The 19019-nt window shown below is 41.7% G+C and carries 24 protein-coding genes and 1 tRNA gene; 4 read left to right on the top strand and 21 right to left on the bottom strand.

Annotation, left to right across the window (positions count from 1 at the left end; translation table 11 throughout):
- Nucleotides 1-79: 79 nt before the first annotated feature.
- Nucleotides 80-616: a hypothetical protein gene (locus M9899_09945; protein MCO5114481.1), complete on the top strand. Its 537-nt coding sequence runs from the start codon at nt 80-82 to the stop codon at nt 614-616.
- Here the strand turns inward: M9899_09945 and M9899_09940 are convergent.
- The 12 genes from M9899_09940 to M9899_09885 all read right to left on the bottom strand — a co-directional run bounded on the left by M9899_09940 (nt 609) and on the right by M9899_09885 (nt 8732).
- A complete protein-coding gene (locus M9899_09940) occupies nt 609-1391 on the bottom strand; it encodes a ferritin-like domain-containing protein (GenBank protein ID MCO5114480.1) in 783 nt (260 codons plus the stop codon). The genes M9899_09945 and M9899_09940 overlap by 8 nt on opposite strands.
- Nucleotides 1392-1521: 130 nt before the next feature.
- On the bottom strand, nt 1522-2295 hold the full coding sequence (locus M9899_09935) for an alpha/beta hydrolase (GenBank protein MCO5114479.1): 774 nt from the start codon (nt 2293-2295) through the stop codon (nt 1522-1524).
- Between the two features lie 62 nt (nt 2296-2357).
- Entirely contained in the window at nt 2358-2672 is a 315-nt protein-coding gene (locus tag M9899_09930; GenBank protein MCO5114478.1) for a hypothetical protein, read from the bottom strand.
- A 31-nt stretch (nt 2673-2703) separates the two neighbouring features.
- Nucleotides 2704-3318, bottom strand: coding sequence for a ribonuclease HII (locus tag M9899_09925; GenBank protein MCO5114477.1), 615 nt, complete (start codon nt 3316-3318; stop codon nt 2704-2706).
- A gap of 20 nt (nt 3319-3338) precedes the next feature.
- Nucleotides 3339-3719, bottom strand: a complete 381-nt coding sequence (gene rplS / locus M9899_09920; protein ID MCO5114476.1) for a 50S ribosomal protein L19 — start codon at nt 3717-3719, stop codon at nt 3339-3341.
- Nucleotides 3720-3781: 62 nt separating this feature from the next.
- Nucleotides 3782-4348: an RNA methyltransferase gene (locus M9899_09915; GenBank protein ID MCO5114475.1), complete on the bottom strand. Its 567-nt coding sequence runs from the start codon at nt 4346-4348 to the stop codon at nt 3782-3784.
- Nucleotides 4335-5165 (bottom strand): tRNA (guanosine(37)-N1)-methyltransferase TrmD, encoded by an 831-nt coding sequence (gene trmD, locus M9899_09910; protein MCO5114474.1) that lies wholly within the window; start codon nt 5163-5165, stop codon nt 4335-4337. Before trmD ends, M9899_09915 begins: the two co-directional genes overlap by 14 nt.
- Before the next feature lie 18 nt (nt 5166-5183).
- Complete coding sequence (gene rimM / locus M9899_09905; protein MCO5114473.1) at nt 5184-5813, bottom strand: ribosome maturation factor RimM; 630 nt, start codon at nt 5811-5813, stop codon at nt 5184-5186.
- A gap of 110 nt (nt 5814-5923) precedes the next feature.
- The gene (locus M9899_09900) at nt 5924-6166 is read right to left on the bottom strand and encodes a KH domain-containing protein (protein MCO5114472.1); all 243 of its coding nucleotides are present in this window, start codon (nt 6164-6166) and stop codon (nt 5924-5926) included.
- A gap of 219 nt (nt 6167-6385) precedes the next feature.
- Nucleotides 6386-6634 (bottom strand): 30S ribosomal protein S16, encoded by a 249-nt coding sequence (rpsP, locus tag M9899_09895; GenBank protein ID MCO5114471.1) that lies wholly within the window; start codon nt 6632-6634, stop codon nt 6386-6388.
- A 105-nt stretch (nt 6635-6739) separates the two neighbouring features.
- Nucleotides 6740-8065, bottom strand: coding sequence for a signal recognition particle protein (gene ffh / locus M9899_09890; GenBank protein MCO5114470.1), 1326 nt, complete (start codon nt 8063-8065; stop codon nt 6740-6742).
- A gap of 19 nt (nt 8066-8084) precedes the next feature.
- On the bottom strand, nt 8085-8732 hold the full coding sequence (locus M9899_09885; protein ID MCO5114469.1) for a hypothetical protein: 648 nt from the start codon (nt 8730-8732) through the stop codon (nt 8085-8087).
- 163 nt (nt 8733-8895) lie between these two features.
- Here M9899_09885 and M9899_09880 point away from each other — a divergent pair, with 163 nt between their 5' ends.
- Both M9899_09880 and M9899_09875 read left to right on the top strand, forming a co-directional pair.
- On the top strand, nt 8896-9882 hold the full coding sequence (locus M9899_09880; protein ID MCO5114468.1) for a rhodanese-like domain-containing protein: 987 nt from the start codon (nt 8896-8898) through the stop codon (nt 9880-9882).
- Between the two features lie 402 nt (nt 9883-10284).
- Nucleotides 10285-11001 (top strand): hypothetical protein, encoded by a 717-nt coding sequence (locus M9899_09875; GenBank protein MCO5114467.1) that lies wholly within the window; start codon nt 10285-10287, stop codon nt 10999-11001.
- 96 nt (nt 11002-11097) lie between these two features.
- On the opposite strand, the gene M9899_09870 is transcribed toward M9899_09875, so the two are convergent.
- The 3 genes from M9899_09870 to M9899_09860 are packed head-to-tail and all read right to left on the bottom strand — an operon-like array spanning nt 11098 to nt 12976.
- A complete protein-coding gene (locus M9899_09870) occupies nt 11098-12066 on the bottom strand; it encodes a DUF4097 domain-containing protein (protein MCO5114466.1) in 969 nt (322 codons plus the stop codon).
- A complete protein-coding gene (locus M9899_09865) occupies nt 12063-12647 on the bottom strand; it encodes a DUF1700 domain-containing protein (protein MCO5114465.1) in 585 nt (194 codons plus the stop codon). The genes M9899_09870 and M9899_09865 overlap by 4 nt, the downstream gene beginning before the upstream one ends.
- A gap of 8 nt (nt 12648-12655) precedes the next feature.
- Nucleotides 12656-12976 (bottom strand): PadR family transcriptional regulator, encoded by a 321-nt coding sequence (locus M9899_09860; protein ID MCO5114464.1) that lies wholly within the window; start codon nt 12974-12976, stop codon nt 12656-12658.
- A gap of 268 nt (nt 12977-13244) precedes the next feature.
- Here M9899_09860 and M9899_09855 point away from each other — a divergent pair, with 268 nt between their 5' ends.
- Nucleotides 13245-14210: a bifunctional methionine sulfoxide reductase B/A protein gene (locus M9899_09855; protein ID MCO5114463.1), complete on the top strand. Its 966-nt coding sequence runs from the start codon at nt 13245-13247 to the stop codon at nt 14208-14210.
- 143 nt (nt 14211-14353) lie between these two features.
- Here the strand turns inward: M9899_09855 and M9899_09850 are convergent, their stop codons facing one another.
- The 6 genes from M9899_09850 to M9899_09825 all read right to left on the bottom strand — a co-directional run bounded on the left by M9899_09850 (nt 14354) and on the right by M9899_09825 (nt 18965).
- Complete coding sequence (locus M9899_09850; GenBank protein ID MCO5114462.1) at nt 14354-14827, bottom strand: DUF4442 domain-containing protein; 474 nt, start codon at nt 14825-14827, stop codon at nt 14354-14356.
- A gap of 183 nt (nt 14828-15010) precedes the next feature.
- Nucleotides 15011-15358, bottom strand: coding sequence for a hypothetical protein (locus tag M9899_09845; GenBank protein ID MCO5114461.1), 348 nt, complete (start codon nt 15356-15358; stop codon nt 15011-15013).
- An 82-nt stretch (nt 15359-15440) separates the two neighbouring features.
- The gene (gene ygiD / locus M9899_09840) at nt 15441-16229 is read right to left on the bottom strand and encodes a 4,5-DOPA dioxygenase extradiol (GenBank protein MCO5114460.1); all 789 of its coding nucleotides are present in this window, start codon (nt 16227-16229) and stop codon (nt 15441-15443) included.
- 15 nt (nt 16230-16244) lie between these two features.
- Nucleotides 16245-17414 (bottom strand): acyl-CoA dehydrogenase family protein, encoded by a 1170-nt coding sequence (locus tag M9899_09835; protein MCO5114459.1) that lies wholly within the window; start codon nt 17412-17414, stop codon nt 16245-16247.
- Between the two features lie 219 nt (nt 17415-17633).
- A tRNA-Met gene (locus M9899_09830) sits at nt 17634-17710 on the bottom strand.
- 157 nt (nt 17711-17867) lie between these two features.
- Nucleotides 17868-18965, bottom strand: a complete 1098-nt coding sequence (locus M9899_09825; GenBank protein ID MCO5114458.1) for a hypothetical protein — start codon at nt 18963-18965, stop codon at nt 17868-17870.
- Between the last annotated feature and the right edge of the window lie 54 nt (nt 18966-19019).

Genomic DNA, 19019 nt, shown 5'->3' with positions numbered 1-19019 from the left:
GGCTTTGGCATCAATATTGAAGTGTTTATAAGAAAAATAAGTCTCCCATTTTAAAAATGGAAGCTAAAAAGAGGAACCCATGAGCCACAAATTATTAGTACTTTTTATAACCCTTATGATCATGCCTACCCTATCTTTTGCCAACACCGCACAAAAGGTAGCCTGTGATGTTTCTTTAAGTATCAATGCCTTCGATAAAAAAACAGGCGCACCCACTCAAGAAACAATCAGCAGAACATTATCTTTGGATGTGGAAAAGAATCAAGAAAATATCAAAGATGTGTTTTTAGGTGGCAACCACATGGTTCGAGTCAGGGTTTTACACAGCGACAACAGTGCCAGCAAACAAGATTTTTACAGTTTACTGACATACATTCGTAGTAATGATTCTGCCGTTTCCGATTTTTACGCTACGACTTCAGGTGTGAAAAGAAACAAACAAAAACTCACCCTCAGTCTGTCTACACTAAATATTAAAGCCCTTAACTTTGCTGAAGAGTATGGACCTTTCCAAACTCAGAATGAACTTAATGCGGCAATCAAACTTGCTAGCAAAAAAATGATCTACACCGCAGGCGACTGGGCCAATGCCGCTGTAGTTTGCAATATCAAATAACAGAATTTAATCCTTCAAGTACATTCATTTCGGTTTCTGTAAATCCAGCCTCTGTCCTTAGTTGACGATTTAGTTTAAGGACACGTTTAGGAAGCCGATGATGAAGCGCTTGCATCCTTTGCGTAAAGACATGGTCTGAATCCATTTTCTGTTCTTCACATAACTGTTTAAACCACCTAGATCCAAAACTCACATGCGACACCTCTTCATCTACAATCACTTTAACAATATCTAAAAGTCCTTTTTGTCCTGCGCCCCAAAGTTTTTTGGTGATCTTTTCTCCCGCATCAAGACCAGAACCTTCCAAATAACGATGCACAATCAAAATGCGATCTAATAAACTGTCCTCTGAACTTGTTGCAAACCAAAGACTTAAATGAACAGGGTAACTCCCCCACGGTCGTTTGTGGTGCTCCAAACAGTCCAATAGCATTTTTAAATGTCTGGATTCATCTAAGATCACTTCGATCAGTTGTTCTTTAAATTCTAGGGGTGCCTCAGGAAATTCAGTTAAAGTTCTTAAACCTAATTCCATGGCTTGCATTTCAATATGTGCTAGATCATGAATAAGACGCATTTGTCCATCCACAGAGTCTAAGTTAGATTTTGGGGGCATCTTAAAAATATCCAAAACTTCTACGTCTCTGGCGGGTCTATGGGGAATATGTAAATTTTTTTGAGTTTGTTTTAAACACAACTCAATATCATCACCTAGTCCATAAAGTTTATCTTGGGCCTGTGATGTTAAAAAAGTATTTAATTTAAACTCTTTCATATATTATCCGTTTAATTTCCATCTCGCTTTGAGTAGTAAATCATTTTTATACTTTTGACTTGATTTAATCCCCATTTAAATAAAATAGGTTCGAATTTTTAAAAATCCAGCGACAAAATCAAATATCTTTCTAAAAATTAAAATCGTCCTGAGTGTTCAGCCACTCTTTAATCTGGGCCACACACCAAAATAGATCATCTAGAACAAGATCGTGCCCTGCTTGGTTATGAAACCTTATATCCGTATTATATTTTTTAGAAATAGCCACAGAGCACTTGTATGACACCAAACGATCGGCCTTGGAAGTCAACACTAATGTTTTAAGACGTTCAGGTAAACTCTTAGGTGACTTAAACTTACTGGCTGCATAAAGTTGGTTGGTGATGTCAACAATATCAGGAGGATATTTTTGATAGATCTCATCCCACCAATTCAGTGTAGATTCTTTGTCACTCATATTACATGTCAGATCAAAAACAGCTTCTTCTCTTTCAAGAGGATCACTCATCATAGAGATTTTAATCAAGGAGATATAATTTTGCATTTTCAAACGCTGCCAAAATGGACTTAAATCTTTTACACTGGAGTTGATTAAAATCAAATAGTCCCAAGTCTCAGGATATCTGCTCACCCAGTCCATGGAGACCATGCCTCCCAAAGACAAACCCACTAAAACTTTCTTTGAATCTTTATCGACGTTTAAACTTTCCCACTGTTCATTCAGACGATCTGTGATCGCAGGCACCGAAGCTGGGGACCTGACATTGATGTTTTCTCCGAATCCTGGCTGATCCAAAAAATACACTTGATTGCCAAAGGCCATTCTAAAAGCACTTTGATCCCCCCAATGATATTGGTTCCGCCCAAGACCTCGCAAAAACAGAAAAGAAGTATTATGTTTCATTAGCTAAGTTTTTAAACGTCCTCTTTCTTAAAAACTTAATCTATTTCTGAGTGTTAGGCTATTTAAACCTCGTCTAAAAACAAAAACTCAACCCTGCGCTGGTCCACTAAAGCCAGCACTCCCATGATATTGTGATGGGGATATTTATTTTGCAGTTTTAAAACTACATTTTTAAATCGTTCATTTTGATCAAATGCAAAACGCGGAAAACAATGCCATACAGGACTTGGAGGTTTGGACTTCACTTCAATAAGTAAAATCTGATTTTGAGCACGAAGTGATGAACCCCATTTTAGGACTAAATCAATTTCATAACCTGCGATTTTTTTTCTGTGATAGATCAGTTCCCAACCTCTAGCCCACAAAACTGAAGCCACTAACAGTTCGTAAGTCAGTCCCTTGTAATAATCATTGGGCGGATGGTTTATAAAATTCGCGAACGCCTTTAAAGGTGAGTCGATGCTCCTGACAAGGCCCATATTTTTCAATGAGTTTTTTATGTACTGCGGTTCCATATCCCTTGTGTTTGCTAAATTCGTACTCAGGATAGGTCGCACTGATCTGTTTTAAGTACCGATCTCTGGACACTTTGGCCACAATGCTGGCCGCAGAAATTTCTGGAACCTTTTGGTCCCCTTTTATAATCGCACTCTGTGGAAAGCTTTGAAATTGCGGTAAAAGTTGATTGCCATCAATCATAACATGGGCCTCGGTCACATCCGAAAGACTTGCTATGGCTCTTTTCATTGCTAAAAAGGTAGCTTGTAAAATATTGATCTGATCTATCTCTTTAGCTGTGGCAAAACCCACTCCGACTTTATGGGTGGCAAGAATCTGTTCATAAAGTTCTTCTCGTTTTTTTTCACTTAAAAGTTTGGAGTCTTTGTAAAACCCTTTTTCTGCTTTGGAGTTAAAAATCACAGCCGCCGCATACACAGGCCCACATAGGCAACCCCGTCCTGCCTCATCGACACCGATCACAGGCAGCCCAGTTTCCGTAGAGGACCATTGAATCAAATCCATGGTGAATTACACTATATTTTTTAGTTTTTAGCGTTCTGGTTATCTTTAACAGCGGGAGCGTACTCAGACTCAAGACGAGCGGCACGACCTTTAAGCTTGCGAAGATAGAAAATACGAGAGCGACGAACTTTACCGATGCTATGAAGCTCCACTTTGTCCACAGCAGGACTCGTGAACGGCCAAGTTCTTTCCACACCTACACCGTCAGACATCTTTCTTACGGTAAACGAGCGACCTAGGCCAGAACCCTGAACCTTGATCACAGTCCCTTTGAAGATCTGAATTCTTTCTTTTTCACCTTCTTTAACTTTCACATGAACAGATAAAGTGTCCCCAGTTTTAAATGCTGGAAATTTTGGTTTAGGAGTCAGAGCAGAAATAACAGATTCTACAAAGTTCATGGTGCACCTCAAATAATAATTAACTTTCAAAAAAATAATGAATTGCCAAAGGTGATTAGCTATCATGACCCTACGAGTCGGTCAAGAGCAATTCCTACGGCTGAACGCACCGAAAGGTGGCGAAAATCCGTTCTAGAACTCCCCGCAATGGGCTCCAGAATGCCATCACATTGCTCAAAAACCTCTCTGGATAAGCCAAAGCCTGTTCCGAATAATAATAAAATCTGTTCCTGAGATTCCTCAGTGAGAATCTGCTCTTTGAGGGACTTAAAGCTTAGGCTCTTAAAGCCCTCATGAACTCTGGCACTAGTGGCATAAATTTGGGTGATTCCATGATTTTTAGCCGCTTCCGCAATGGATTTGGCTGTATAGATATAATCCAAAGCTTCTGACCTGAGTGGATTAAATTTTTTACCATAACCCGTCACCCAGTGGTCTCGAATGCGTGAGACAAACATCAGTTGTTCCTCTGAGGGATGAATCAAACTGTAAGATTTCACCCCATAACAACGGCACACGCGCGCAATATCATGGACATCAAAGTTGGTGATGTTTGTCGCTACGATCTTTTTTTGGCGATCATAAACAGGGTGGTGGACCAGTCCCACATGAATCTCAGCCCCTGCCATAAGACTCTCCTCTATTGCGAACTCGTTTTTTGAGCTCTTGCACTTTAGACTCGCCGAAGTCCTTCAAAGTCTGTACGGCCAAAGTGTCTTTGGAGTTTAAAAGCTCGCACAACTCTTCCCACACCGCCAAAGTCAGAAGCTCAGGGCGACGATAACCTGTTTCTAACAGAGCCATATAGCGCGTCCATTTGGTGATGTGATCGTGATGGCCTGAAAGTAGCACCTCGGGCACCTCGCGTCCCTGCCACTGCCTTGGACGCGTGTATTGGGGGGCCTCTAAGAGTCCATCGTCTTGGCTGAAGCTATCCACACACGAAGACTGGGCATTGCCCAAAGCCCCTTCCTGTAAACGAATCACAGACTCCATAATGACCAAAGCCCCTAACTCTCCCCCATTGAGAATGTAATCTCCTATAGAGATCTCTTCATCACAGCACTCCTCAATAAAACGCTGATCTAGGCCCGCGTATCTCCCACACACTAAAATCTTAGGGCTTGCATCCTTGGCCCACAGCAAGGCCTCGCGTTGAGTCCATAGTTTGCCCTTAGGGCTTAAACAGATGACCTTTGCCTCTTTAAAACTAGGATCAGAAGTTCGGATATGCTCAAGAGCCTCCTTAAGGGGTTCGGCTTGTAAGAGCATTCCATCACCACCCCCATAAGGAACATCATCCAGAGCTTTATGGGTGCCCTTTCCAAAAGCGCGTAGATCACACACTTGAAGTTCGTAAAGTCCCTTCTCTTTAGCACTTCCCACAAGGCCGACAAGACCTCCTGTGATCACTTCTGGAAAAAGACTCAGCACTGCAAACTTCATACGTTTAAAAAACCTTTTTTATTTTTTAGTATTAAAATCCTCAGACAAAAGATCTAAGGGAAATGTCATTTTTATAATTTTCTGTTCACGATCAATCTCCCCAATAAAATCTGAAACCCAAGGGATTTCATACTCACCACTTAGGGTTTTTAAGAGTATGAGACTGTGAGCGGGGGTTTCTAAAAACCCCACTACCTCTCCGCACTCCTGCCCCTGAACCTCTACTTGGTAACCTTTAAGTTCAAGCAAGTAGGGTGCTTCTTGATCTGAAGTTTTAAAAAAATCTTGCGTCACAAAAACAAAGTGATTTTTAAGGGCTTCCGCTTGAGTGCGATCATGCACATCCGACAATTTTAAAATCCAAAGTTGGTTGGTGTATCTCACCTCTTCCACATCATAAACGGGCAGAGAGGTGTCCGTGGCTGGAACCCCTTTGTCTTTCTGTCCGTTGTGAGTCTTCAACTTTTCATCTGCAGCATAAATCTCAGAGGACGAGACCGCAGCATTTAAAAAACTGCCTGACTCCTCGGGATGGATATAGAGGCGAAAAAGATCTTCGATCCACTCAGGGTCTTCAGAGATAAATCTAACTTTCACCTCACCCTTTAAACCATGAGCATCTACAATTTTACCTATACAAACCAACATACTTCTCCACTCTTTGATCTTTAACTCATATAAAGCTCTAAAATAAAAAAACCAAGACAAAACGTCTTGGTCTTTTCAAAGTCGTAAAATTTTATAAATCGCAGGCTTAACTATTCAACGATTTCAAGAACACTGCGCTTTTGCAGTTTAGTGCTCGCAGCAGTAAGGATCGTGCGCATTGATCTTGCCGTACGTCCTTGCTTTCCAATCACTTTACCCAGGTCTTCTTTAGCCACCTTAAGCTCAACAACCGTAGTTTGCTCGCCCACAACTTCTTTCACAAACACTTCTTCTGGCTTGTCCACCAATGACTTGGCCATGAACTCAACTAGATCTTTTAAACTTGTTTCCATAACTCCCTCTTTATCATCCCGTAGTAAAATTACACTTACCCATCGTTATTATAGTTATATTACAGTCAGTCGCTCAGTTTTGATGCTAGGTTTGTAAAGCTTTGTCATGCTGTCGATTTTTAAGTTATGACCTAACTTTAAGAGCCTTTGCTTCAACGTAACCCTAATAGATAAACTATATCATTTAAGGGAAGTCAAAGCATGACAAAATAATTAAATTTACTTTGCCGCCTGCACTTTTCTGATCAAGGATCTCACTGTATCTGAAGGTTGTGCACCTTTTGCGATCCAAGCATTGACCTTGTCCATATCCAAGACCACTTCAGGAGCTTTACCGCTAGGAATAGGATTGTAACTTCCTACCACTTCGATAAATTTTCCACCACGAGCTCTTCTAGAATCAGCAACAGTCACACGATACTTAGGACTATGCTTTGCTCCAACACGAGATAAACGAATTACAACCATTAACTTAACTCCTTAATTCCTATGGCAAAATGCCATCTAGCGGCTAAAGTTTTACCTGTAGACTTAAAATAATTCAACCAGAAAAATACGCCTCTTCAAATCCCATTAAAATGGCATACGGCCACCTTTAAAGCCCATCTTCATCATGGTGCTCATCATCTTTTTGGCCTGCTCAAATTGTTTTACAAATTTATTCACATCCTGCACTCGCGTTCCAGAGCCCTTCGCGATTCGTAACCTTCTAGACCCTGAAAGAATTTTATGATTCTGACGCTCCTGACGCGTCATGGAATTGATGATGGCCTCTACTTTTTTAAGCTCATCATCGGGCATCGCCTGATTTTTAAGCTGCTTCATCGCCTGCCCCATACCAGGGAGCATACCCATAATGCTTCCCAGCCCCCCCATCTTTTTCATCATCTGAATCTGCTTGAGGAAGTCTTCCACTGTAAACTCATTCTTTGAAAGTTTACGAGCGGCCTCTTTAGCATCTTTTTCATTGATCATCTCTTGGGCCTTTTCCACTAGACCCACAACATCCCCACGATCCAAAATTCGAGAGGCTAAACGATCAGGGTGAAACACCTCAAGGGCTGAAACCTTTTCGCCTATACCTAAAAACTTAATGGGTATACCGACGGTTTCACGAATACTTAAGGCCGCCCCACCACGCGCATCCCCATCGACTTTAGTCAAAATCAGACCTGAAAGTCCCAATTTATCATGAAAGCCCTTAGCCACATTGACCGACTGCTGTCCTAACATGGCATCGGCCACAAGCAGAATCTCTTTGGGCTGAACGAGTTCTTTAAGCCCCTGCAGTTCATCCATCAGGGTCTCATCAATTTGCAAACGTCCCGCGGTGTCTAAGATCAAAACTTCGAGGTCGTTTTGCTTACGCCACTCTTCAGCTTGTCGCAAAAGTTCTTGAGGTTTTTCCCCTAACTGACTGGAAAAGCAGGGGATATCTATTTGTTTTGCTAAGGTTTGCAGCTGTTCTATGGCCGCAGGTCGATAGACATCCAAAGGAACTAGTCCCACACGTTTTTGGAGTTTTTGACGAATGTAAACTGCCAGTTTAGCCGTGGTCGTGGTCTTCCCCACCCCTTGTAGCCCCACAAGCATAATGTGTGAAGGTGATTTCTTCACATCAATAAAGGGGGCTTCTCCACCTAAAAGTGCGACTAGCTCGTCATATACAATTTTTGTAAATTGCTGGTCAGGGGTAACACTATTTAAAACGGCCTGCCCCAAAGCTTTGGCTTTGACATTATCAATAAAGGTTTTGACCACCTTAAAGTTCACATCGGCCTCTAACAGCCCCATGCGAATGTCTTTTAAAACTTCTTCTATATTAGATTCTGAAATCTTAGAGCGACCTGAAATTTTTTTGATCGACCCTAAGAGCTTATCTGAAAGATTATTAAACATTTACAACCTATTTTAAAGTTTACTGTCTTTGCTTTAAATATGTCGTCGGAAACTTGCGACGACATTGCGACAGCTTACTCTTATAAGTTGAAGAGCTATCTGTAAACCCCTTAACTTCCCCTGTGCCTGCATCAAAATCAGGCTGAAAAAGGCTGGTGTTCATCATCACATAATCAGAGGTGTCCGCCTGTAAAGCCTTAAGACTTTGGAAATGCTTGGTTTTCACTTCAAAAGAATCGGTCCCTTTGAGCTGCAACCAGACTCCTACGCGGAATGTGCCGTCGACGCATGGCGCGTTTTTCTTAAATCTATAGCTTCCATTCTTTTCAGGGTTAGGCGAAAAGTTCTCCGTGTTGCGCTCTTGAGCTTCTACATAAATCACAGGAGTGAATTGCACATCACAGGTGCCCTCTAAGGTCATGTGGTAACAGCGTTGATACTCCCCACACTTCATCTTAGGGTTCATGGAAAGAAAGAGGGAATTTTTAGGGCTCATGGTCTGCTCTTCGATTTTAATTGCACACACCCCGTATTCGGTTCCCCCTGCGGCTGTATTATCAGAATTCGCAATAGGAGTCGCCGACCCGCTTTGCTTTTCCGCAGTCTTACATCCCCAAACTCCTAACATTAAAATCCCAATACAAAGTGCATTTACTGTTTTCATCATCCTTAAAATCCCCCAAGTTTTTACAGTATACCCCTATCATACAAAAAAGAGCACTCCACTGACAAAAGAAATCCCTACCGAAGTCCCCTTTGCGTTATGAATCCCCTACAAGGTCTGTTATTATTTTTTGACAATTCTTCACATTTTTTGGATATAAGAGAGCATGACACACACAAATCCGTACCGAATCATTGCTTCGTATAAGTTTTTCTCGTGGCCCGAAGGCACAGACTTCAAAGCTAAAGCCACCGAGATTGAAAACTGGGCTTCAGAGCATGGGATTTTAGGCTTACTTTTAATTGGAAAAGAAGGCTTTAACGGCACAATGTCCTGTCCAAGTGAAGAGGCCCGCGATATGTGGTTAGCCAAATTGCAATCTTTTTGCGCTCCTTTAACTTTTGAATACAAAGAGAGCCTGTCTGACTTCCAACCCTTTCGACGAGCCAAAGTAAAGGTCAAAAAAGAAATCGTCACCCTGGGGGATGAAACCGTTCTGCCTGCTTCAGAAAAAGACCCTTCGCATTTAAGCCCAGAAGAGTGGGAGAATTTTATCCGCACTAAAAACCCTGTGGTCCTAGATGTCAGAAACGATTACGAAATGGAGATCGGCAAGTTCAGAACCGCCAAAGACTGGGCCATGAAAGAATTCACCGAATTTCCTAAGCTTGTCGAGGAGCTGGAACTTGATAAAGAAGAACCTATCCTTATGTACTGCACAGGGGGGATCCGCTGTGAAAAGGCTTCGATCGAAATGCGCCGTCAAGGCTACAAAAATGTCTACCAACTTGATGGTGGAATTTTAAACTACATCAAAGAACGTCCAAATGGTGAATTTGAAGGGGAATGTTTTGTTTTTGACCACCGTGTGGCTGTCGATCAAGAGCTTAAACCTTCGCTGCGTTACGGGCTTTGCGTTCACTGCGGTCAACCTGCTTCATTAGATCCCTTAGAGTGCGTTCAGTGCCATGAGCCCGCCATTGTGTGCAACCATTGCCTGGATGACCATCAAGAGGATGCCTCTATTCAAACCTGCTCTAAAAACTGTCGCCATCACTATAAGATGGGACATAAGAGCACTAAGACCCATTGGGATGCTAAACGAGAATACAAAAAGCTTTCATCTCTACCAAATAAAGTCAAAAACGCTTAATCGAGGTCACAGACATGTTTTTACCTGATGAAATTTTTCTTTTCGGTTTCACTCTGCTGGCCTTACTGTCTTATTGCTTAGATATCCTCAGCAAATTTTAACTCTCACTTTCAAACTTTACATGTAAGCTCGTAGCTCCTTCAATACTGGGGGCGTGCCCTTATAGCTTCAACCCAACGACATTTAAGCTCACCTTATAATCAAATATGAATCATGCCAAATCATGTTTGCCTTTTTATCTTGCCCCTCTGATGCTTGGATTCAGGTCAGAAGCAGAATTTATTTTATAAATTCGATCTTTAATTTTTAGATTCCTACACAAATGAGTTTTAACTTTTAATCCGTTCCTTGCTGCTCTTATAGTTCAGACACAAAAAAAACATAACCAACACGAGGAGCATTATGAAGAAAACAGTATTTATATACATCATGTCGTTATTGCCACTGTCCACTTACGCTTTTAAGTTTCAAGCTAATCCAAACTCTGCAACTCCATGCACAGGAGAAGACCTGACTTGTGATTTTTCAGACAGCGAGCTTAGAGAGGCCCTTAAGTTAGATACAGAAGACACCATTGACCAACGATTTTTGGATAGCTTAAATTGGGAGCACTACGATTTTCATGATGAGGATTATGATCTAAGCGATGGTCTCTCCTATACCGAGGAGAATGATCTAGAGGAGGAGGACTTAGACAATGGAACCTCTTATGAGTTGGACTCTAGCCACGAGAACGGTAACGACTCTCTTCTAAAAAGAGAAGCTCGTATTTATAAAGCGAATTTAAAGATGCCCAGTAACTCCGCTCCCATCTGGCCTTCTTTTATTACCAATTTTAAAAAGTGTGCACCTGGATGTATTCCTGCTAACTATGGCACTTATGGAAAACGTGGAGGGCGTTCTTGCCATCCTTCGGGTCGAGCCGTGGATGTCGGGGCCATCATCTGTAAAGGTCAAACCTATAAGGCCATCAACGGTGGAAGATTCAGTGAGTTTGTGGGTTGCATGCGAGGTCAGATGAAGACTCTTTATAGAAACGGGAAGCATATCACCCTTGGTCACCGAGACCACGCCCACTTTAGCAACGGCTGTCACATCAAAGGACGATACACTTACTGATCTTAGCTACAAGTCCCTCTTATTGATGACAGGACTTTATTTTGCAAAAAAAGCGTGAAGAAACTTTCCGTGAGAAAGCCATCACGCTTTTTTAATTTATTTGACTTTTATAGACCCTGTTCCTGTCTTAAGTTCCACAGTGCCCTTGCCTGATCCAAAGTAGCTGTAGCCATTTACGACCTTATCGGCCTGGGGTAGACTTACAGAACCGATCCCTGTCTTGGCTTTGATTTTATAATCGCTCATTTTAGCTTTATTTTTAAATTCAATACTTCCAGCTCCTGTTTTGACTGTAATATTAGGTTCTGGATTTAAGCTTTCTATTTTAATAGCCCCCGTACCGCTGCTGATGAGCACCTCACCTCTGGCGTCCAAACTTTCTAAAGCAATCTTTCCTGCTCCATTTTTAATTTCAAGACGATTCACACTGACCTCATCCATACTGATATTGCCAGCCCCTGTGTTAAGCTGCACTTCAGAAAAGGCGGCCTCTTCAATCTCAATATTTCCTGCACCCAAATCCATATTTAACTTTTTAGTGCTACTGGCAGGAAACTCGATCTCAATATTTTTAACAATCTGACCTTTGCCAAATTTAAATCCACTGTGCCCTGGGCCTTCAATGCTTAACACCCCTGCTTGTTCTTGGATCATCTTTTGACAGGTGTCTTGGTACTCCTTGGCACATTCCATTTCTATAGTGAACTCCTTGGAATCTGTACTGCCCGAGATTTCTATATTAGCGGAAAATCCCTTGATCTTGATCTCTTTGATTTTTGAATCCTCAAAGACAAAGTTTTCCTCTGTAAATTTGGTGTTTTTATTTAAAGACACTTCTATACGGTCGTCATCACGAACCACAATAGTACCTTTTCCTCCTTTTGTCCCATCACCTAACTTCACACTGACATTGGTTTTATCTCCAGATTCGTCCACACGAACATCCAAATTTTCCAAAAATTTTAAATTCTCATTCACTCCCGTAAAGTCACCTGTCCCTATCAACATGGCTCCTACAACCACAGCACACATCCCCACAACACCAGAAATTAAAAAAAGTTTCATAAATTTGCTCCTTTAAATACCTTCACGTTCCAATTAAAATACTTTACTAATAAATCAAATCCCACTTGTAACACTTTATAAAGCAAGGACAAGGCACTCACCCCAAGGCTAAAAACTCCCAGACTTAAAAGCACAAACCCAATGAACTGCGGAAATGTGAAACCCAAAAGCATACTAAAAAAGGAAATGAACACTAGGATTGTGCCCGCAAAAACCAAAGTGGCTCCGACACTCAACCAAGAAAATAAAAAACTAAGCACAGCAATTCCTGGAACTAAAATCAAAAACAAATTTAAGGGCATAAGGGCAACTAGAAGTCCTGTGGCCTTCCATGTCTCTTTGGACTTTCCCCACATGTCTTCTGTGCTCTTGATCTTTTTGACTTGATTTTCTAGCTTCAGAGAGTCGGCAAAATTTTTGGGATTCCCTAAACTTGCAATCACCTCTTCTTCATTACGACCAGAAGCTATGGCTTCGTGGATGAACTCCACTTGATCTTCAAGAATCTCTTGAATTTCTGAGGTGCTCAATTCTCCTATCAACTCGACTTTTAATTGGGATATAAATTCTTCTTTTTTCATGATTCCTTTCACCTGTTATTATTACTTTTTAAAATTTGGTTGACCTTTTCTGCAAAACTTTTCCATTCTTTTGTTAAATCTAGGGCTGCTTCTTTCCCCAGTTTGGTGATCTTGTAGTACTTCCTCGGGGGCCCGCTTGTGGACTCCACCAGATAAGTTTCAAAATAACCTTCTTTTGATAGCCTTCGTAAAATGGGGTAGATCGTGCCCTCAGAAATCTCGATGGACTTAGAGATGGTTTCAATCAACTCGTAACCATAGCGGTCTTCACTAGCCACAAGATTTAAAACGCACATTTCGATCACGCCCTTTTTAAATTGTGTATTCATAGCTCATCCTTTATACATCACACAGTACCTTGCACCATACAGTAGTGTCAAATGCACAATACTGCGCCGTGCAATACAGTAGGCCGCCCCTCCCTTTTTCTCACCCTTAACTTCTGCTATAATGGAGGGCTAGAACAGGACTGAAATTATGCCTTCTCTTTTAGCTTTTAAATTTAGCTTTCTACAATGGTCTAAAGACTCTTCTATAATTGCTTTTATAACTTTTGCGCTGCTTATTTTATTACCCCTTCACGAAGGACACACAAAGATGGATACAAAATCTCACTCTAGCCCATATAAAAAACCTACTCTTGATGAACTCAAAACTAAACTCACTAAGGAGCAGTATGCCTGCACTCAAGAGGGAGCCACAGAAGCTCCCTTTAAGAACGCCTACTGGGATAATAAAGAAGATGGCATTTACGTGGATGTGGCTACGGGTGAGCCCTTATTTTTATCTCTTGATAAGTATGACTCAGGCTCAGGATGGCCAAGCTTTACCAAACCCATTGACCCTAAACATCTTAAGCTTGTTCCAGACCACAAACTCAGCGTGGAGCGCATAGAGGTGAAATCCTACTCTGGAGATTCTCATCTGGGACATGTGTTTGATGATGGCCCTAAGGATCGGGGTGGAAAAAGATATTGCATGAACTCTGCCGCCCTTAAATTTATTCCCCTTAAAGACATGAAAAAACAAGGATACGGTCCTTTTCTGTTTCATTTTAAAGACAAAGAAAAATGGCAAACTGCAAATCTTGCTGGTGGTTGTTTTTGGGGAATGGAAAAACTTTTAGGTTCATTAAAAGGCGTGATCGAAACCCAAGTGGGGTACGCAGGAGGGGCTTTACAAAAGCCCACCTATGAAGATGTACGCACAGGAAAAACAGGTCATGCCGAAGCCGTACAAGTGCTGTTTGATCCTAAGCTTATCACCTACGAAGACCTCCTTTTAGAATTCTTCCGCATTCACGACCCTACAACCGTAAATCAACAAGGCAATGACAAAGGAACCCAGTATAGATCAGCGATCTTTTATGAAAACGACGAGCAAAAGCAAGTGGCTAAAAAAGTCATCCAAAGAGTCAATAGTTCTAAGGATTGGAAAAAGGATGTGGTGACTGAACTTAAATCAGCAAACGCCTTTTGGCGTGCCGAAGAGGATCATCAAAAGTATTTAGAAAAGTTCCCCAACGGATATTCTTGCCACCTGCGACGTCCTTATAAATTTTGACCACATTCGCAGATGTAAAATTTCTTATAACCCTAAAGGGTTTTGTTTTCTTATTTTAGAATAGGACAAGCTTTGTTTCGCTTTACTATGGACGCCATACAAATTCAAAAACAAGTCCACAATAGATTTTTGGGTGTACTTACTTATCCTCTTTTTTTCACTGAAAGTGTGAGAGAATAGGTCATGATCTTGTCTTCGGGACGACCTTCTACAACGGCATAACCACGGAACTCCTTTTCTAAACGGTCTTCTTTTTCAGCCGCCTCGGCGATCAACTGCTTTACTCCACCTGCCTCTTCACAAATAAAAAGCACATGACCGTCTGCTCTTTTTAAAAATTCAGCTTTGAAATCCTTAAAGATAAAATCAATTCTTTTTTTACTCTTCTGAATCTGATCCACAGCGGTGATGGCCACGGACAGCTCAGCCCCAATGGCTAAAGCGCCAAAGTACATAGATCGTATGTGATTCTTTGTTCTATACCCCAATCTGATCTTAATCACACTTTTATGTTCTGAAAGCTCTTTGACTTTCGGAAAGCAAAAAGCCAACAGAGGGAGTTTTAAGAAACCGATTCCATTCACAAGGGCAGTGAGTTTTACATTTTCAAGACTCATGGGAAGACTCCTACAGAAGTCTTTATATTAAAGCCAGACACCCTAGCTTTCAACTGATGTCTGGCTCTTTTTTAAAACTCAGTGTATTCAAGTTTAAAATACAATTCTAATTCACCTGCGTTTCGATCTTAGTTTTTTCTTATTTTAATATCACTGAGCTTAATAAGTTTTTTTGTCTTAAATTTATAAAGACGTTTTACAGTCTTGAATCAAGTACACGTTAATCGCGTATAGAGTTTGGGACATATCAAGATCAGGGGCTTGCACTGTACCTTGAGGATCATCAGAAAGATCAAAGCGCACACAGTACCCATGCAGATCAAAAACATCCACATCTTCAGTGAGGTTAAGCAGACTTGCCGCTACAAATACGCGATCTTTATATCCAATGACTTTAGCCGAATCAGAAGTGGGAGTGACAAAACCAAATCCTCTCGAATTGTTGTAGAATTTAATAACACCCTCATAAGCTCTTGCTTGTAGGCTTAGACTCATCAATACAATCCAAAATGCAAAGGCTTTTTTAATCATCCTTGATCTCCTTCTTTTTTAAAGACTGGATCATACGGCAAAGTGACAAAAAAGCGCAATTTTTAAACTTTTTTTGTAAATTTTATATAAAATTAGCTCCAAATGCCATGGTCAGCATAGAAATAGAACCCAATTGGATATCTTCAAAAGTAAATTGAGGGACTTCATCTGGCTCCGCCGCTCCTAAAGAGTAGAGCAAAGGATAATAATGGTCCGTTGTAGGCACACTTAATCTTCTTGCCTCTGTGGCGGCAAAGTCTTCAATTAAAGTTTTATCATTGCGACTCAACAGAGCAGTTTTCACCCACTCATCACATTCAATCGCCCAATCATAGGGCTCAGCCTCTTTAGACCAACGGATTTTGCGTAAATTGTGAACGACATTACCACTGCCCACAATCAGCACCCCGCGATCCCGTAACTTGCGCAGTTTCACTCCAAGATCATAGTGGTATTGAGCGGGCTGAGTCAGATCAATACTCAGCTGTAAGACGGGGATCTCGGCATCGGGATAAATATGTCGAAGCACTGACCATGTGCCATGATCTAAGCCCCACAGATCATCATCGGGATGAATGTGTGGATCAGATATCTTGTCCACAATCAGGTCAGCCAGCTCTGGGGAGCCCATTGCAGGATATTGCACTTCAAAAAGTGGTTGTGGAAATCCGTAGAAGTCATGAATAGTTTTAGGTGTTTTCATATGTGTAATCCAACTTCCTTCGGTCAACCAGTGAGCAGAAATACAAAGAACCGCCTTAGGGTCCTCAGGACAAAGCTTGCGCATTCCTTGCAAGCTGCGTGTGAAGGCATTATCTTCTAGCGCATTTGTAGGTGACCCATGACCGATAAAAAAAACTGGCATTTTCATAATCAAAGACCTCACTTATTGAAAAGCAGGCAGCCCAGTAATATGTTGCCCAAGAATCAAGCGATGAATGTCTTCGGTGCCCTCATAGGTGTTTACACTTTCTAAATTCAAAAGATGGCGCCCACACTGATACTCATAGGTGATCCCGCTGGCCCCTAAAATATCCCTTGTAAGCCTTGCATGTTTAAGAGCACGAGAGACATTGTTCATCTTTGCCAGTGAGATCATCTGAGGGATCACCTTCCCCTCTTCTTTTAAACGTCCTAAGCGAAGAGCTAAGAGCTGTCCTTCGGTGATATCTGAGTACATCTCTACAAGCTTCGCCTGCACAAGCTGGTGGCCCGCAATAGGTTTATCATCAAACTGGATTCTGGATTTAGCGTAGCGAAGAGCCTCATCATAACAGGCCATGGACGAGCCCAATGCCCCCCAAGCAATCCCGTAACGAGCCTCGTTCAGACAAGAAAAAGGCCCACGAAGTCCTGTCACTTCAAGTTTATGAGAAGCAGGTACACGACAGTCCTCAAAGACCAACTCAGAAGTCACAGAAGCTCTTAGAGAGAATTTTTTTTGAATGTCATTAGCACTAAATCCAGGAAGATCCTTATCAACAATAAAACCTTCTATGCGACCTTCTTCATTTTTAGCCCAGACTATGGCAAGATCGGCCATAGTTCCATTGGTGATCCACATCTTTGAACCATTTAAAATATAATCCGAACCGTCTTTTTTGACTGTGGTTCGCATACCTGAGGGATTAGAACCAAAATCTGCTTCGGTAAGACCAAAGCAGCCAATCAGTTCCCCTTTGGCCATCTTCGGAAGGTATTTATTTTTAAGCTCCTCTGAAGCATAGCTATGGATGGGGAACATACAAAGAGCCCCCTGCACACTCACAAAACTTCTGATCCCTGAGTCCCCTCTTTCAAGCTCACGCATGATCAAGCCATAAGCTGTTGAGGACACACCAGCACACTCATAGCCATGAAGGCTAGCACCTAAAGTCCCCATTTCTCCTAAAGGTTTTATTAAGTCTTTTGGAAATATCCCTTTATCAAAGGCCTCACCAATTACGGGTAAAAGCTCTTCATCGACAAACGATCGCACACTGTCTCGAATCATTCTTTCTTCTTGAGAAAATTCATCTTCTAATAAAAGTAAATCGGGTGCCGCAAACTTTTCCATTTTAAACCTCGCTTTAAGGCAAAACTATAAACAGACTGTAACAGTGAGTGTGAGCAAAATAGCCGTTAAAAGCAACTAAAGACTCTACGCAAGGACATTTGATTCAGGGGAAAATTTCCTAGGAATTTCTTAGGGTGCGCGGCGTTCTATGCAGTTATGTGAGGTGATCCTAAAGAGGCTTCTAAAAATTTGTTGTCGTTGGGTGGTATATTGGAAAATTGGTTGCGGGAGAGGGATTTGAACCCCCGACCTTCGGGTTATGAGCCCGACGAGCTACCAGGCTGCTCCATCCCGCGCCTAGAGACTTAGTTTTAGACCTCTATGGGAGGGGTGTCAACCTATTCCCGTGTTCCTTCTTAAGAATAAACCTCTCCCTTTCGCAGATTGAGCGAGACATGTTCTCGCTCAATGGATCAAAAAATAGAGCTCTTCACAAAAAATGAAGATGAATCTTTACAATTCACCTGGAGGCGGAGCACCGATCGTTTCATCAGGATTAGAAAGGTCCATCTCTACAGAAAACTGAGCCCCTTCTTCTTCGATCAACTCGATGTCAGGATGTAAAATTAAGCTTTGTGTTGTCGGGTCATACTTGTACCACTTAGGGTCGACATAGTTACTGCCATATTTTAAGCGGATGGTGCCTCTAACTGGAAGTCGTGGAAGAGGTAAAACTTGCGACACTCTATAACGAATGTCTTCCCCAATATTAGAGAGCTTTTGACCATAACTGTTATCGCATAAACTGAATATATTTGTTGGCTGTAACGCACCCGTCGAGCTGGTGTTTGATGTACCTGAAATGCGAGAGTTATAGACATTTGAAAAGAGAGACATAAACTTCACGACCTCAGTAGGATCTTCCCAACCGTCCTGAGAGCAACGATCGTTAAAAAAGTTGGGGTAGGCCAAAACACTGTAACCTAATAGTTTCTTTTCATCTCCAGATTTTAAGCGCAAAAGCTCGTTATAGACTTTTGATCCCGAGATCAGAGCACTCTGGTCTTCAGCATCTGTCACAAGGATCACCACCAAAAAGGCTTCGGGTCTTAAGAAGCCAGGGTTGATCTTATCGCGGTCACGCACAAGACCCGCATAAAGAGGATCAAACATACGCTCTGTTGCTGATCCACTTGTTCCAAGAGCCTCGATGTTTCTTTGCAAAGTCATTAAACCTTGGGGCGTCTCACGAGTCACAAAGTGTGGGGTACCCTGCAACTTACCTGGGACGGTAGAGGACCAACTCCAACTGTCTGTGGACGTGCTCATCACACCAATGTGGTAATCTAAAAATTTGTTCAATTCCATTGCACCCGTAAAAAGCCCTAAGTTTGTAGAGAGGTTTCTTTGATGGGTGTACATACTTCCCGAGTCATCCACGACAAATACAATATCAACCTTGGGTTCAAATTTAATATTGTACCCTTCTTGAATGGAAGTGGGTTCATAGGGTGGTTTAGGAACTAAAGTCTGATCACTGGCGTAACACCCTAAGATGAGAGTCAAAAAACCACTTATATATAGAAAATTAAAAATGGAATTAAATTTCAAGTGCCCCCCTTGCTGCTTATCCTTTTCAAGTATGACTATTTTTATAACATTGTA

Source organism: Pseudobdellovibrionaceae bacterium (genome assembly GCA_023954155.1).
Taxonomy (GTDB): Bacteria; Bdellovibrionota; Bdellovibrionia; order Bdellovibrionales; family UBA1609; genus JAMLIO01.
Note: the sequence above shows the minus strand (reverse complement) of the source record. Positions and strands in the feature narration are given on the sequence as shown.

Coding starts and splice junctions, on each gene's coding strand:
- M9899_09850 (MCO5114462.1), bottom strand. CDS start 14,827: ATGAGTCTTGAAAATGTAAAACTCACTGCCCTTGTGAATGGAATCGGT.
- M9899_09885 (MCO5114469.1), bottom strand. CDS start 8,732: ATGATGAAAACAGTAAATGCACTTTGTATTGGGATTTTAATGTTAGGA.
- M9899_09845 (MCO5114461.1), bottom strand. CDS start 15,358: ATGATTAAAAAAGCCTTTGCATTTTGGATTGTATTGATGAGTCTAAGC.
- M9899_09940 (MCO5114480.1), bottom strand. CDS start 1,391: ATGAAAGAGTTTAAATTAAATACTTTTTTAACATCACAGGCCCAAGAT.
- M9899_09915 (MCO5114475.1), bottom strand. CDS start 4,348: ATGGCAGGGGCTGAGATTCATGTGGGACTGGTCCACCACCCTGTTTAT.
- M9899_09945 (MCO5114481.1), top strand. CDS start 80: ATGAGCCACAAATTATTAGTACTTTTTATAACCCTTATGATCATGCCT.
- M9899_09870 (MCO5114466.1), bottom strand. CDS start 12,066: ATGAAACTTTTTTTAATTTCTGGTGTTGTGGGGATGTGTGCTGTGGTT.
- M9899_09925 (MCO5114477.1), bottom strand. CDS start 3,318: ATGGATTTGATTCAATGGTCCTCTACGGAAACTGGGCTGCCTGTGATC.
- rpsP (MCO5114471.1), bottom strand. CDS start 6,634: ATGGTTGTAATTCGTTTATCTCGTGTTGGAGCAAAGCATAGTCCTAAG.
- M9899_09835 (MCO5114459.1), bottom strand. CDS start 17,414: ATGGAAAAGTTTGCGGCACCCGATTTACTTTTATTAGAAGATGAATTT.
- M9899_09900 (MCO5114472.1), bottom strand. CDS start 6,166: ATGGAAACAAGTTTAAAAGATCTAGTTGAGTTCATGGCCAAGTCATTG.
- ffh (MCO5114470.1), bottom strand. CDS start 8,065: ATGTTTAATAATCTTTCAGATAAGCTCTTAGGGTCGATCAAAAAAATT.
- M9899_09860 (MCO5114464.1), bottom strand. CDS start 12,976: ATGAATACACAATTTAAAAAGGGCGTGATCGAAATGTGCGTTTTAAAT.
- M9899_09855 (MCO5114463.1), top strand. CDS start 13,245: ATGGATACAAAATCTCACTCTAGCCCATATAAAAAACCTACTCTTGAT.
- trmD (MCO5114474.1), bottom strand. CDS start 5,165: ATGAAGTTTGCAGTGCTGAGTCTTTTTCCAGAAGTGATCACAGGAGGT.
- M9899_09935 (MCO5114479.1), bottom strand. CDS start 2,295: ATGAAACATAATACTTCTTTTCTGTTTTTGCGAGGTCTTGGGCGGAAC.
- M9899_09865 (MCO5114465.1), bottom strand. CDS start 12,647: ATGAAAAAAGAAGAATTTATATCCCAATTAAAAGTCGAGTTGATAGGA.
- rplS (MCO5114476.1), bottom strand. CDS start 3,719: ATGAACTTTGTAGAATCTGTTATTTCTGCTCTGACTCCTAAACCAAAA.
- M9899_09875 (MCO5114467.1), top strand. CDS start 10,285: ATGAAGAAAACAGTATTTATATACATCATGTCGTTATTGCCACTGTCC.
- rimM (MCO5114473.1), bottom strand. CDS start 5,813: ATGTTGGTTTGTATAGGTAAAATTGTAGATGCTCATGGTTTAAAGGGT.
- ygiD (MCO5114460.1), bottom strand. CDS start 16,229: ATGAAAATGCCAGTTTTTTTTATCGGTCATGGGTCACCTACAAATGCG.
- M9899_09880 (MCO5114468.1), top strand. CDS start 8,896: ATGACACACACAAATCCGTACCGAATCATTGCTTCGTATAAGTTTTTC.